The organism is Caecibacteroides pullorum, assembly GCF_019239235.1.
Taxonomy (GTDB): Bacteria; Bacteroidota; Bacteroidia; order Bacteroidales; family Bacteroidaceae; genus Bacteroides; species Bacteroides pullorum.
In genome coordinates, this window is record NZ_JAAZTS010000012.1 from 44,073 (window position 1) to 58,482 (window position 14,410).

12 protein-coding genes are annotated in these 14,410 nt (G+C 49.6%); 4 read left to right on the top strand and 8 right to left on the bottom strand.

Annotated features, from left to right (window positions below; translation table 11 throughout):
* Positions 1-23 precede the first annotated feature (23 nt).
* The 4 genes from HF894_RS09470 to HF894_RS15370 form a co-directional block, all read right to left on the bottom strand.
* On the bottom strand, positions 24-185 hold the full coding sequence (locus HF894_RS09470; RefSeq protein ID WP_204971851.1) for a hypothetical protein: 162 nt from the start codon (positions 183-185) through the stop codon (positions 24-26).
* A gap of 21 nt (positions 186-206) precedes the next feature.
* Entirely contained in the window at positions 207-479 is a 273-nt protein-coding gene (locus tag HF894_RS09475) for a hypothetical protein (protein WP_204971853.1), read from the bottom strand.
* 136 nt (positions 480-615) lie between these two features.
* On the bottom strand, positions 616-2,109 hold the full coding sequence (locus HF894_RS15320; RefSeq protein ID WP_204971855.1) for a helix-turn-helix domain-containing protein: 1,494 nt from the start codon (positions 2,107-2,109) through the stop codon (positions 616-618).
* Positions 2,110-2,465: 356 nt separating this feature from the next.
* On the bottom strand, positions 2,466-2,906 hold the full coding sequence (locus HF894_RS15370) for a carboxypeptidase regulatory-like domain-containing protein (RefSeq protein ID WP_204971857.1): 441 nt from the start codon (positions 2,904-2,906) through the stop codon (positions 2,466-2,468).
* 107 nt (positions 2,907-3,013) lie between these two features.
* On the opposite strand from HF894_RS15370, the gene HF894_RS09490 reads away from it, so the two are divergent.
* Positions 3,014-4,324 carry a rhamnogalacturonidase gene (locus HF894_RS09490; RefSeq protein ID WP_204971859.1) on the top strand — a complete coding sequence of 437 codons (1,311 nt, stop codon included), beginning with the start codon at positions 3,014-3,016 and terminating at the stop codon, positions 4,322-4,324.
* A gap of 48 nt (positions 4,325-4,372) precedes the next feature.
* On the opposite strand, the gene HF894_RS09495 is transcribed toward HF894_RS09490, so the two are convergent.
* On the bottom strand, positions 4,373-5,086 hold the full coding sequence (locus HF894_RS09495) for a 6-phosphogluconolactonase (protein WP_204971861.1): 714 nt from the start codon (positions 5,084-5,086) through the stop codon (positions 4,373-4,375).
* A gap of 63 nt (positions 5,087-5,149) precedes the next feature.
* Between HF894_RS09495 and HF894_RS09500 the strand changes: the two genes are divergently transcribed.
* The 3 genes from HF894_RS09500 to HF894_RS09510 all read left to right on the top strand — a co-directional run bounded on the left by HF894_RS09500 (position 5,150) and on the right by HF894_RS09510 (position 9,314).
* The gene (locus HF894_RS09500; RefSeq protein ID WP_075317208.1) at positions 5,150-6,343 is read left to right on the top strand and encodes a dicarboxylate/amino acid:cation symporter; all 1,194 of its coding nucleotides are present in this window, start codon (positions 5,150-5,152) and stop codon (positions 6,341-6,343) included.
* Between the two features lie 83 nt (positions 6,344-6,426).
* A complete protein-coding gene (locus HF894_RS09505; RefSeq protein ID WP_204971863.1) occupies positions 6,427-8,085 on the top strand; it encodes a long-chain fatty acid--CoA ligase in 1,659 nt (552 codons plus the stop codon).
* Positions 8,082-9,314 (top strand): LA_2272 family surface repeat-containing protein, encoded by a 1,233-nt coding sequence (locus tag HF894_RS09510; RefSeq protein WP_204971865.1) that lies wholly within the window; start codon positions 8,082-8,084, stop codon positions 9,312-9,314. Before HF894_RS09505 ends, HF894_RS09510 begins: the two co-directional genes overlap by 4 nt.
* A gap of 47 nt (positions 9,315-9,361) precedes the next feature.
* Here HF894_RS09510 and HF894_RS09515 read toward each other — a convergent pair whose 3' ends face one another.
* The 3 genes from HF894_RS09515 to HF894_RS09525 form a co-directional block, all read right to left on the bottom strand.
* Complete coding sequence (locus tag HF894_RS09515; RefSeq protein WP_021847432.1) at positions 9,362-11,350, bottom strand: fructose-bisphosphatase class III; 1,989 nt, start codon at positions 11,348-11,350, stop codon at positions 9,362-9,364.
* Positions 11,351-11,387: 37 nt separating this feature from the next.
* Positions 11,388-13,052: a putative transporter gene (locus HF894_RS09520; RefSeq protein WP_021847431.1), complete on the bottom strand. Its 1,665-nt coding sequence runs from the start codon at positions 13,050-13,052 to the stop codon at positions 11,388-11,390.
* A gap of 106 nt (positions 13,053-13,158) precedes the next feature.
* The gene (locus HF894_RS09525; RefSeq protein WP_204971867.1) at positions 13,159-14,388 is read right to left on the bottom strand and encodes a sugar MFS transporter; all 1,230 of its coding nucleotides are present in this window, start codon (positions 14,386-14,388) and stop codon (positions 13,159-13,161) included.
* Positions 14,389-14,410 lie beyond the last annotated feature (22 nt).

Sequence of the window (14,410 nt, forward strand, 5' to 3'; positions counted from 1 at the left end):
TGTTATATTTATTAGTTCAGAATTTACCAAATCTCTTCGTTGCTGTCTTCAAAACCACCGTGTGTGGCACTGTAATCGCTGCCGCACAGCACGCCTTCCTGCTGCATCTCGATGATTTCGCACTTGGGAGCCTCGTAGGCCTCGCGGCCATTCGCCGCCTGTTGTTCTTCGTTCATTTTCTTCATGTTTTCGTTCATTTTAACGGTTTATAATATGGATGTAATCTCGTCGGAAGTCAGTTTCCGGTAGCGGCGGATGAGGCAGTCTATCGTCGAGGCGGACAGGCTTTGGAGCATCAGCTTGTGGGCCAGGGCGTCGAAGGTGTTGTCGAAGCGGCGGCGGTACACCAGTCGCTCGCCCCGCTCCAGGCGCGGACGCAACTGGGCGTCGCGCTCGTCGTCAGCGCAGAACAGGATGCGGCGTTGGTGGCCGTCGTCGGTGATGTACACCCAGCAGATGTCAGTGTCGAAAAGGTTCATGCGTCGTTACTCGGTTTGAATGACGGCACGAAGGTAAAAAAACGGGGAGAAAAGGAATTTCGTATGCGCAATTTTTAATTTCGTATGCGCAAAACGTTGTGCTTCAATAGACTACAAAGGCATTTTTTTTTGCTTTTCATTGTCTTGAAGACGAGAATTTGCGGTATTCGCCGGGCGTTATACCGTAATGGTCGCGGTAGCAACGGATGAAACTGCTCTGCGACTGGAAGCCGCAGGCATGGCCAATTTCGCCCAGCGACAGTTCGGGGTGGTTGTCTATCAGGTAGCGGGCACGACGAACACGGACGGCTGCGACGTACTGCGACACACTCCAGTGTTGCTCGGTGCAGGCGGCCACGGCATCGGCCACATAGGTACGGTTGGTGCCCAGCAGGTCGGCCAGCTCATCGCGCCCCAGGCGGGGACGGCACAGTACTTCTTCGTCGGCCAGCAACGCTTGCAGGCGGCGGAAGAGCTGCATCTCGCGCGACAGTTCGTCGGCGGGCTGTTCGGCCTCGGCACGGCGGGCGGCTTCCTCGGCGCGCTGTTCGGCTTCTTCCTGGCTGCGGATGCGGGCCACCAGCTCGCGGTTCTTCTGCCGCAGGCGGCGATGGTGGACCACCAGCAGCACGCACAGGGCCAGCAGCAGCACGGCCACTATCAGTGCCGACCCGGCCAGCGTGCGGGCACGGCTTTGCTCGGCCAGGGCCACGCGCTTCTCCTGCTCCAGCTCGTCCAGGCGGTAAAGGCGCGACAGGCGGTTGAGCTGGGCGTTCGAGGTAGCTACCTGCGCGCTGTCAGCCGCCTCGGCATAGAGGCGGTAGCAGTCGGCAGCCTCGGCATAGCGCCTTTCGGCGTGCAGGACGTCGGCCAGCGAACGGTAGTAGCGCGCCATGCGGGCCTGGTTGCCCCGGCTGCGGCTGTAGTCGGCCAGCAGGCGCAGGATGCGCCCGGCCTCGGCGTTGTTACCGGCCAGGCGCTCGTAGCGAGCCAGCGTATATTGCAGCTCCTCCTGCTGCGAGGGGTCGGCATACATCTTATTATATAGCAGCATCGTGTCGCGCCAGGCGGTGGCGGCGGGCAGGTCGGCACGGCTGATGAGCACCTTGAGGCGGTACATGGCATTCTGCACCCGCAGCACGGGATTGACAGCGATGCCTTTCATCACCTCCCACTGGCGGATGAAGGCGGGCAGCGAGTCGCTCAGGGCCAGGGCCTCGTCGAAGCGTCCCCAGCCTTGCAGGATGTTGACAAGGTTGAAGCCACTACGGGCTGCCAGTCCGGGCGAACCGTAGCGGATAGCCCCGTCGAGGGCCTGACGGTAGTGGCGGGCGGCCACAGAGTCCTGGCCGTTACTCAGGTAGCACTGGCCAAAGTAGAAGTCGGCGTTCACCAGCCCGAACGGGTGGTTGTGGCGGCGGGCATAGTCGGCCATGCCGCGCAGGGAAAGGACGGCATCCACGTAGTCGCCCCACACGAGCAGGCGGTCGGCGCGGCGCGCCCAGGTGGAATAGAGCAGCGAATCGTCGGCCTGCGCCTGGTAGTAGGCTATCAGCCCGTCGGCAGCACGCAGGAAGCCCGGCTTGTCGCCCATCGCCTCGCAACGCGACAACGGGGCGGAGCGGAACACGTAGTCGAAGTGGGCATTGCCGGTGGCCACGGCACGCTCCAGTCCGCGCCGCTGCATGTCGAAGAAGGCGGGCGACCGGAGGCTGTCGAACATCTGCATGGACAGGGCATAGAGGGCGCTGTCGCCAAAGTAGCCGTCCTGCTTCTGCGCCCGCAGGCTGCCCGCGGCGAGCAGCAGGACAAAGGCCATGAGCCAGGCTGCCGGGCGGCCCTGCCACAGAGAGGGTGTATGGGAGTGGTTCATCATTTCTGTATCGTGTTTTCGCCGTCGCCGGCTGTTCCGTCGGCAAAGGTACGCTTTTTCGGGCAAAGGCCGGTCTTCTGCTGTCCGGAATTTTTCCTCTCTGCCTCCACGGCTCAGAATTCCACCGTCAGGCCGATGGTGGGCAGCAGGGTGCCGCTCTCCTGCTTCAGGCGTTTCATGACGTAACGCTGCTCGGAGGCGGGGGCTTCGGGATTCTCGACGACGCCAGTGCTCATCAGCACGTCCTGCTGGCGGAGTACGCTCTTCGTGACGTTCTGCAGGTCGAGGTAGATGCCCGGCGCCACGTGCTCGATGCAGAACTGCCCCAGGCTGTCGGTCGAAGCGCCCTGGCCGGGATTGCCGTAAAGCGACACGTTGGCGTAGGCCACGGGCTGACGCGAGAGTTTGTCCACTACCCTGCCCCGGACGGTGAAGCCCTGGGCCATCAGCTGCAAAGGCAGCCACATGCATAAGATGGTAAGAAGAATGCGAGACATATCAGTGTGAATGGATTTTGCATTACACATTTCAAAGGCAAAGATAGAAAAAGTCATTCCACGCAGGATTAAAATCAATCATTTTCTCCCGTCAAAGGTAATATTTCTTAAGTTTGCAGTCGGAATATACTTGATTACAACACACATTAAAAGAAATTACAGCCATGAAACTGATTGCCTTATTCGTAAGCGCCCTCCTCAGCCTGCCGATGTTCGGACAACAGGATCTCTTCCCCGACGGGACGCCGATACCCGAGTGGTTCAGACAAAACGAAATTGTAAACATCCGCGACCTGGGTACCGCCTACAACCTGGCCGATTACGGCGTGGTGAACGACAGTACCATACTCCAGACAGAAAAGATACAGGCCGTCATCGACCGTGCCGCCGAGCAGGGCGGTGTAGTCATCGTGCCGAAGGGTACCTACCTGACCGGCGCCCTGTTTTTCAAACCCCGCACCCATCTGCATCTGGAAGAAGGCGCCACACTGAAAGGCAGCGACGACATCAGCAACTTCCCCATCGTGGATACCCGCATCGAAGGACAAACCGTGAAATACTTCTCTGCCCTGATCAACGCCGACAAGGTGAACGGCTTCACCATCTCGGGCAGCGGTACCATCAACGGCAACGGTCTGCGCTACTGGAAATCGTTCTGGCTCCGCCGCCAGTGGAACCCCAAATGCACCAACATGGACGAGATGCGTCCACGTCTGGTATATATCTCGAACAGCAACGATGTGCAACTCTCCGGCGTGCGCTTCATCAACTCGCCCTTCTGGACCACACACCTCTACCGCTGCAACAACGTAAAACTGCTGGGCCTGCACATCTTCGCCCCGGCTGCTCCCGTAAAAGCTCCGAGTAGCGACGCGGTGGACGTAGATGCCTGCACCAACGTACTGATCAAAGGTTGCTACATGTCGGTGAACGACGACGCCGTAGCCCTGAAAGGTGGCAAAGGCCCGCAGGCCGACAAGGATCCGAACAACGGCGGAAACCGCAACGTCATCATCGAGGACTGCACATACGGATTCTGTCACAGCGGACTGACTTGCGGCAGCGAGTCCATCCACAACCACAACATCATCCTGCGCCGCTGCACCATCACGCAAGCCAGCCGCATCCTGTGGTTGAAAATGCGCCCCGACACTCCGCAACATTACAACTACATCACGGTGGAAGACGTGAAAGGCGATGCCAAAAGTTGTATCCTGGTACGCCCGTGGACACAGTTTTTCGACTTGAAAGGACAGAAAGAGATGCCGAAATCGTATGCCGATCAGGTGACGATGCGCAACATTACCCTGAAGTGCAACACGTTCTTTGACGTCGAAGGTTCCGACCAATATGAACTCACCAACTTCACTTTCGAGAACATGGACATCGAAGCTGAGAAAGGCGATGTAGACAAGTCGCTCATCCGGAACTTCCAACTGAAAAACGTAAAGGTAAATGGAAAATTAATTAAATAGGCAACGCTGAAAAACACACAACCGGGGAGCACGAACGCTCCACCAGACTCATTGCCCGCCATCTGCGCAGACGTCTATAAACAGCCTAACGTCAGCCGCATGGTGGGCAATGTAGCTTAAAGGAGAAGTATCCCCCGAATTCAACACATCGTGAACGATTCCTGCCCTGTCCTTGCCTACTGCCAACAGGACAATCCGGGACGCAGCAAGCAGCAGCGTACCGGTCATGGTAACACATCGCTGTCCGCTGTAGGGATTGGTACAGGCGACATATAATTGTGACGAAGCAAGCAAATGTTCTTGTCCGGGATAGAGCGACGCAACATGTCCATCCGGCTCTACACCCAGCAACACCGCATCGAAGACCGGTATACCACCAACCATGGGCACAGCTGCACGGACCTTATCGGCATAACGAACCGCCTCCGCCTTCAAATTGGAAGCACTGCCACAAAGGATGGGGAAAACCGAATCAGACGGAAAAGAAACCTTATCAATCAACAGTCGGGAAAAAATGCCGTAATTACTGTCCGAATGTTCCATGGGGACATGATGCTCATCGGTCCAATAGATACGCATCCGATGCCAGGGAGTTAGATCGCCATAATCATAAGCCCAGACATCAAATAAAGGCCACAGGACATCGCCTCCTGAAAAAGCAAAATTGAATACTTTCTCCGGAGAGGCGTTCATCATGCCGATGAGATGTTCAATCAACGCATGATAAGTTCCTATAGCTGTTTCCTTCGTATATGTTTTCATAATTGATACTGTTTGTAAAACAAAAAGCGTTCTTTATTTGTTCATAGGAAAAATGAGATTTAAATGAAAAAAATACATATCGGCCTCCTGCCCCGCATCGTGATAGCCATCGCTGCGGGCATCGCCTTCGGAAATGTGCTACCCATGATGCTGATCAGGGCTTTTGTCACGTTCAACGGCATCTTCAGTGAGTTCCTGAACTTCTCCATCCCGCTCATTATCGTCGGGCTGGTGACCGTCGCTATTGCCAACATCGGCAAAGGAGCAGGCAAGATGTTACTGGCCACCGTACTGATAGCCTATGGTGCCACGCTGTTCGCAGGCTTCCTGTCCTACTTCACCGGTACTACCTTCTTCCCGTCGCTCATACAGCAGGACGTTCCGCTGGAGCAGGTGAGCGAGGCCCAAGGCATCCTCCCCTACTTCAACGTAGCCATTCCTCCGCTAATGAATGTCATGACAGCCCTCGTCCTGGCCTTCACCCTGGGACTGGGCTTGGCCCACCTGAAGACAGATGCGCTGAAGAACGTAGCACTGGACTTTCAGGAAATTGTCGTGAAAACCATCAGTACTGTCATCTTGCCCTTGCTGCCCGTCTATATTTTCGGCATCTTCTTGAACATGACCCGCTCAGGACAGGTATTCGGCATTCTCAGTGTGTTCATTAAGATTATCGGTATCATCTTCCTGCTGCACATCTTCCTGCTGGTCTTCCAGTATTGCATCGCTGCACTGTTCGTCCGCCGCAATCCATTCAGACTACTGGGACGGATGATGCCTGCCTACTTCACGGCACTGGGCACGCAGTCGTCGGCCGCCACCATCCCCGTCACCCTGGAACAGACCGTCAAAAATGGCGTATCGCCCGGAATAGCAGGATTTGTTATTCCGCTCTGTGCCACCATCCATTTGTCCGGCAGTACACTGAAGATTGTGGCCTGTGCCCTGGCACTGATGATAATGCAAGGCATACACTATGACTTCCAATTGTTTGCCGGTTTCATCTTCATGCTGGGAATCACAATGGTTGCGGCACCGGGAGTCCCCGGAGGAGCCATCATGGCATCACTCGGCATCCTTCAGTCCATTTTGGGTTTCGGCGAATCGGAACAGGCGTTGATGATAGCTCTGTACATTGCCATGGACAGTTTCGGAACAGCCTGCAACGTCACAGGAGACGGAGCCATCGCACTGGTTATCGACAAAATTTATACCAAACGGCAAGCAAGAAGAAACAAACAGGAACTTGTTGCCTAAACAACAAAATTTATACTAATTCGTTTGTGTTATATAGAGAAAAAGCTATATTTGCACAAATCTAACAAAAATGTGCAATAATTATGGAACAAAGTTTTATCGCATACATTGAGAAGAGTATTAAAGAAAACTGGGATCTGGACGCCCTGACCGACTACAAGGGAGCAACCCTACAATACAAAGACGTTGCACGAAAAATAGAAAAGCTTCACATTATCTTTGAAGCAAGCGGCATTAAGAAAGGAGACAAAATTGCCGTCTGCGGTCGTAACAGCTCGCACTGGGGAGTCACCTTCCTGGCTACACTGACCTACGGAGCAGTCATTGTACCCATCCTGCACGAATTCAAAGCTGACAACATACACAACATTGTAAATCACTCTGAAGCCAAACTGCTTTTTGTGGGCGATATGGTATGGGAAAATCTGAATGAAAACGCCATGCCACTGCTGGAAGGCATTTTCATGATGACAGACTTTTCGATTCTTGTTTCCCGAAGCGAAAAGGTGGATTATGCCCGCGAACACCTCAACGAACTCTTTGGCAAGAAATATCCTAAGAACTTCCGCAAGGAACACGTTTTTTATCACAAAGATCAGCCGGAGGAACTGGCCGTCATCAACTACACTTCAGGAACCACCAGCTACTCCAAGGGAGTAATGCTGCCCTACCGCAGCCTTTGGTCAAATACGGCCTTCGCCTTCCAAGTTCTGCCGCTGAAGTGTGGTGACAAAATTGTATCCATGCTTCCTATGGCCCACATGTATGGACTGGCTTTTGAGTTTCTATATGAAATCGCTGTGGGTTGCCACATCTATTACCTGACCCGCATGCCGAGTCCGAAGATTATTTTCCAGGCATTTGCCGAAGTGAAGCCACGCATCGTTGTCGCCGTGCCGCTCATCATCGAAAAGATTATCAAAAAGAATGTATTGCCCAAACTGGAAACACCGACTATGAAACTATTGCTGAAAGTACCTTTTGTCAACGATAAGATCAAGGCTACCGTACGCGAACAAGTGGTACAGGCATTCGGCGGAAACTTCGAAGAGGTCATTATCGGTGGAGCAGCCTTCAATCACGATGTAGAACAGTTTCTCAAAATGATAGATTTCCCCTATACCGTAGGTTACGGCATGACCGAATGCGGTCCTATTATCTGCTACGAAGACTGGAAACGCTTCAAACCGGGATCATGCGGAAAAGCTGCCCCACGTATGGAAATCAAAATAGCCTCACCAGACCCGGAAAATATCCCAGGTGAAATCATCTGCCGCGGCCCCAACGTGATGCTTGGCTACTACAAAAATGAAGAAGCTACCCAAGAAGTACTGGAACCGGACGGCTGGCTGCATACAGGTGACTTAGCTCTAATGGACCGTGAAGGAAATGTTACGATCAAGGGACGCAGCAAGAATATGCTCCTTGGCCCCAGCGGACAGAACATTTATCCGGAGGAAATTGAAGACAAACTGAACAATATGCCGTATGTGGCCGAAAGCATCATTGTACAGCAGAACGAACGATTGGTCGGCCTGGTCTATCCAGACTTTGACGATGCCTTTGCCCATGGCCTGACCAACGAAGACATCGAACGGGTTATGGAAGAAAATCGGGTAGCCTTGAATGCCGAACTTCCAGCCTACAGCCAGCTTTATAAAATGAAAATCTATCCGGAAGAGTTTGAAAAGACTCCCAAGAAGTCCATCAAGCGTTTCCTGTATCAAGAGGCCAAAGGATGAGAAAACAAAACTCTATAATACTTCTGATGTCCCTGCTCATGGCAGGGACTCTTTTTGCCCAATCCCCTACCCAACAGTCGGCTTCCAGCTCACTGAAACCCGCCGGTATCAATCTGTCATTATGGAAAGGCATCTCTACACAAACAGCTGACAGCATAGGTACTACAATCTTCAACCTGGGCTTTTTTTCTTCACAGAACAATCTGACCGGACTGGGAATTAATATATTGGGAAGCAACACACGACAGAATGTAAAAGGCATCCAATTGGCAGGATTTTCAAACAGTGTAGGCCATCGTATGCAAGGCATCCAACTGTCAGGAATCACCAACATCAACAAACATGGCTATCGAGGGCTGTCCGCTGCCGGAATGGTCAGTATCAATGGGAATGAAGGAATAGGAATGTTGGCTTCAGGCTTAGTCAGCATCACAGGTGAGAACAACCGGGGAATTACTGCTGCCGGATTGATGAACTTCATTGGCGATAATGGTAGCGGTCTACTACTGACTGGTATAGCCAACATTACAGGCAACAACTATCACGGACTGACACTATCTGGATTGATGAACGTGGCCGGAGGTTCTTCAGCGGGAGTACAACTAGGCGGGCTACTTAACATTACAGGTGAAGATATGCAGGGACTCCAACTGTCGGGAATAGGGAACGTAGCGGGACGCAAGCTCAAAGGAGTCCAAATCGGCTTGCTCAATATGGCTTCTCGTGCCAAGGGAATGCAAATCGGCTTGTTCAATTATTACAAGGAGAAATTCGATGGCTTACAACTGGGCTTAGTCAATGCCAATCCGCACACTCACATACAACTCCTGGTTTCAGGAAGCAATACGACTAAATTGAATCTGGGCGCTCGTTTCAAAAACAACAAGCTTTACACTATTCTAGGAGTTGGTGCTCCCTATTTTGACTTTAACGATAAGTTTTCCGGTGCGGTTTTCTATCGTGCCGGAGCAGAATTGCCTCTCTACAAACGTCTATTTGTCAGCGGAGACCTGGGATACAGTCATATTGAAACATTCCGCAAGAACGAGGTAAACTGTCCAGCCCGTCTATATTCTCTGCAGACACGTATCAATATGGAATACAGACTGACCGAAAATGTGGGCCTATTTGTCAGTGGAGGCTATGGCTGGGACCGCCACTACGACCGTAATGCGACCTATGACAAAGGAATAATCATAGAGGGCGGCATTGTACTGTTCAAATACTAAATGCCGCCCTCCGGATTCAATAATTCAATCTCCTGCTAATTGCCCAATCATACATGCTCTTTTATCAGACCGGTACGATAGGCCACAAGGAGTTTCTTTAAATCTTCAATTTGAGTACGCAGTTCACGTCCTTTATCCGTATCCTTTACCATCATACGTTGCGAATTGAATTCCACCAGGAATGTGGTCGACTTGATGTCCTGCCCCTCTTCAATAGCTTTCTGCCGACTTTGGAAAGGTTCGTGCTGTACCAGCTGCAAACCATGCGAATGATAGACCAATGTATATCCGGCTATACCCGTTTCCGGCTGATAGGCTTTGGAGAATCCTCCGTCAATTACAAGCATTTTTCCCTCAGCCTTAATGGGTTGTTCTCCCTTGATAGTTTTGACCGGCACATGCCCGTTGATGATATGGGCATGAGCTTCGGGATCTATGCCAAACTCCCGCAAAATTCTGTTACATACTTCCACTTCATTCCGCAGTGTATAATAATATCCCTTCGTCTCCTTATGCAACGATTTGTCTTCTACAAAATAGCGTTCAAACGTGGCCATTTTGTCTTTGTCGAAAGAGGGAGCATCCGGACCACACCACATATACCACATATAGTCAAGCGCAAACGCCTTTTCATCCGAACCATCTTCACCAAAGTAGGCGGTACGTACCAATTGGTCCACCTTTTTCAACAGTTTCTCTCCCCAATACTCCTTTCCATTGATTACTACATGCTTGAAGCTTCCGTCAGCATTCAAAGGAACCGACGCATGATAAAGTAAGTTACTGTTGCATACCAGATACATGCCACCGTAGGTAAACAGACAGCGCATGTGTTTTTTCAATTTCTCACTATTCATGAAAGAAGCATGTATCTTCTCCATCAAATCATGCTCTTCTTCCGTAAGCCTATAGGGGTCTGCCGGATCGATTGTCGGGAAGTTTGTGTCACGTAAAGCATATTCCTTTCCATCGTACATAAAGACTCCTCGTTCGAAATCTATCAGATGCAACAGCTTCCGGTTGCCCATACCTAACTCCGGCCGACGATCAATGATGGCAGCTTCCAGTTTCAGCTGAATAATGGTAATGGCTTTATGCATCTGTGTAATGAGACGCAATGTCTTTTCATTGTAACGAGAATCGGAAAAATTCAATTTCGGCGCAAAGATCTCACAAGGATCATCTCCATAGACATCCATGGCAAACGTAGCCAACGGCAGTAGATTGATACCATATCCATCTTCCAATGTAGCCAAATTGGCATAACGCATAGACATACGGATTACATTTGCCATACAAGCATCATTTCCCGAGGCTGCTCCCATCCAAAGAAGATCATGGTTTCCCCATTGAATATCAAAGTTATGATAATCGCAAAGCGTATCCATTATGATGTGCGCTCCCGGTCCACGATCATATATGTCACCCACGATATGCAGCAAATCGATAGTAAGCCGCTGTATCAGGTTACACATAGCTATAATAAAATCATCGGCACGCTTGGTAGAGATAATGGTACTGATGATAACGTTGATATAAGCATGCTTGTTGGGATCGATAGTAGACTCGTGCAACAACTCTTGAATGATATAAGAGAAGTCTTCAGGCAAAGCCTTCCGAACTTTAGAACGCGTATATTTGGACGACACATTCTGGCAAACCTTAACCAACTGGTTCAGCGTAATCAAATACCAGTCATCCAAGTCCTTCTCGGACGCTTTGATCAGTTGCAGTTTTTCCTCCGGATAGTAAATCAGCGTACAAAGTTCCTTCTTCTCACTCTCACGCAAGGTATGACCGAATATTTCATTCACCTTACGCTTCACTGCTCCCGATGCATTCTTCAGCACGTGCTGAAAAGCTTCATATTCTCCATGTATGTCGGTCAAAAAATGTTCCGTTCCTTTAGGCAGATTCAGAATTGCCTCCAGATTGATAATCTCGGTACTGGCATCAGCTATCGTCGGAAAGCTATGGGACAATAATTGCAGATAACGCAAATCGCTGATGATACTTTCAGAAGTAATATTTCCCATGATTCTATCTTTATATTTTTATTCCTATTCAAATTAATCATCCCAACAAAAACATCAGTAGCACCTGAGCTATGATGACTCGAAGGAACATGCAAAGCGGATATACTGTGGCATAAGACACCGATGGATTATCACCGGGAATGGTATCGTTAGCATAGTTCAATGCCATTGGATTAGCCATACTGCCACATAACATACCGGTCACGGAGCCGAAATCAACTTTCATCCATTTAAAAGCAACAACTCCCATTATCAATACTGGTACCAGCGTCAAAACAAAACCGACACCAATCCAAAGAAGTCCTTCAGGGCGGAACACGGTCTCAAAGAAATGAGCACCCGCATCCAATCCAAGGCAAGCCAAATACAATGCCAATCCCAATGCACGCAACATCAAATTGGCACTACGTGTCGTATAAGTTACCATATGTAACCTCGGACCAAATGTACCTATCAGAATACCGACAATAATAGGACCACCTGCCAAACCAAGTTTCACCGGCGCACTGATACCCGGTATTGAAATAGGAATAGCTCCCAATATAAGTCCCAAAATAATGCCGATAAATACAGCTACCAGATTAGGTTCTTTCAGACTCTTAATTGCATTACCCAACACCTTCTCAACATTATGCACGGATGCCGCTTCACCAACAATGGTCAACCGGTCTCCTAACTGCAATGTTAAATCGGCCGTAGCCAACAGCTGTACTCCACTTCGATAAACACGAGTTATATTGATACCATAATGATTACGTAAATGAAGTGATCCAAGTTTTCTTCCGTTCAATTCCGGACGGGTTACAACGATACGTTGCGAGATAAGTTTACTGTCAATAGCATCCCAATCAATATCTTCCTTATTCCAATTCGTATGTTCCTGTTCACCGAAAAGCACCGTCATTGCTGCAGCTTCCTTCTCCGAAGTAATCACCAGCAAACGGTCGCCTTCCTCCACGATCTTGTCCGAAGTAGGAATCGTCACCTTACCCTCTCTCCACAAACGAGAAATCACAAATTTAGAATGACTCAAGTCAGCTATTTCCTTCACACTTTTACCAAAGATTCCAGGATTATGAACTTGAAAAGCACCAATATAGGTTTTATTATCATTTTCTTTCTCTTTCACCTCCAGGTCCTTGTCCGTCACCATCAGTTTACGCATAATCAGAATAGCCAAAATAACTCCCACGACACCTAACGGATACGTAACAGCACATCCCAATGCTGGAGTACTGGCCTCCATTCCCAACTGTTTCAACGTCTGTTGGGCAGCTCCCAAAGCAGGTGTATTGGTCGTAGCGCCGCATAAAATACCCACCATGTCCGGAAGCGAAATATCTGTTACAAGACTGCCCAGCACGGTCATCAAAGTACCGATCAGAACGACTCCTGTAGCCAGCATATTCAGCCTGACACCTCCTTGTCGGAAAGAACTGAAAAAACCGGGACCTACCTGTAAGCCCAATGCGTAGACAAACACTACAAGTCCGAAACTCTCTGCATAATTCAACATCTGGGGATCAATGGTAAATCCCAAATGTCCGGCCAATATACCGGCAAAGAATACGAACGTAACACCCAGAGAAACGCCCCAGAAACGTACTTTTCCTAAACCTAAACCGACCGCTGAAATCAACGATAGGATAACAACCGCCTGTAGAGCGGAATGTTCCACAAACAAACTATATAGCCAATCCAAAATAAAATCAATTATTATTTATGCGCAAAGATAGGAACTATAGTTGGAGAGGAAAAATAAATGCCTCAAAAAACTGGATTCGTCCATAAAAGTCAAAGCACAAACATCAGACTACAGCCTTTTCCATACTTTTTCCACTCAAAGTATACAACTTGCAAGCATACAACCAAACCACAATATAAGCAAGCAAGGGAACGACAAAAGCAATCACCATCGTGGTATAATCTGCCACCAGTCCCATCAACAAAGGACCCACAACACCTCCTACCGGTGACATCATCAGGAAAGAGGAAGCCCGTTTGGTATGGTTACCCAATCCGCGAAGAGACAAAGCGAAAATAGTAGGGAACATGATTGCTTCGAATGCATAGACCAGCAGCAAAGCTATCAAAGAAACATATCCTAAATCGAGAAGTACCACTGTCGTCGTCACCACGACACCCGAAGCGCAAACGAAAAGCATCTTTTCGGCACGAACCCTCCGCATAATCCAGCTACCGATGAAACGCCCCAACATAAAAAGACTCAGACCACCGAACGAGAGTACCAATGAAGCTGTACGTGCATTCATCCATCCCTGCTCCAACACATAGTTAATAAAGAAGCTGTTAATGGAAATCTCTCCGACTTCATAAGCAAACAATGCCATCAATCCAAATACAAACAGCTTGTGTTTCCATAATCCTACTTTATGTCCGTCGGCATTTACCTCGTCCTCGTGTACAATCTCCGGCAGACGGACACGTGAAAAAAGAACCGCAACCAGCAACACAACCACTCCCATACAAGCATAGGGAAGTGCCACGTTACCCGAACCGGTATTTCCATCTTCAGAGAACAACAATAATCCCGTCACGATAGGAGCACAGATACAGCCCAAACCGTTGAAAGATTGTGCAAAGTTCAGACGACTGGCTGCCGTTTCACGTGCACCCAATTCTGTAGCATAAGGATTGGCCGCTGTTTCCAGAAACGTCAATCCACACCCGATAACGAACAAGGCAAACAGAAATACCTGATAAGACATCCACTGCTGCCCGGGAATAAAAAGTAACGAACCTATTCCATAAAGTACCAATCCAAATACCACTCCCCTCCTATAGCCAAAACGGGAAATAAATAATCCGGCAGGAATAGCCATCACAAAATAGCCCATATACATCATAGCCTGTATAAAAGCCGACACAGTTTTATTGATGTGCAGTAGCTCCTGAAAGTGTTTGTTCAGAACGTCAAGTATGGCATGGGCAAATCCCCATAGGAAAAACAAAGAAATAATCAAAATAAAGGGGACCATATACTGTTCCCCTACCAGCGGTGTTCTTTTATTCATCATAATAACATACAGTATAAAAACC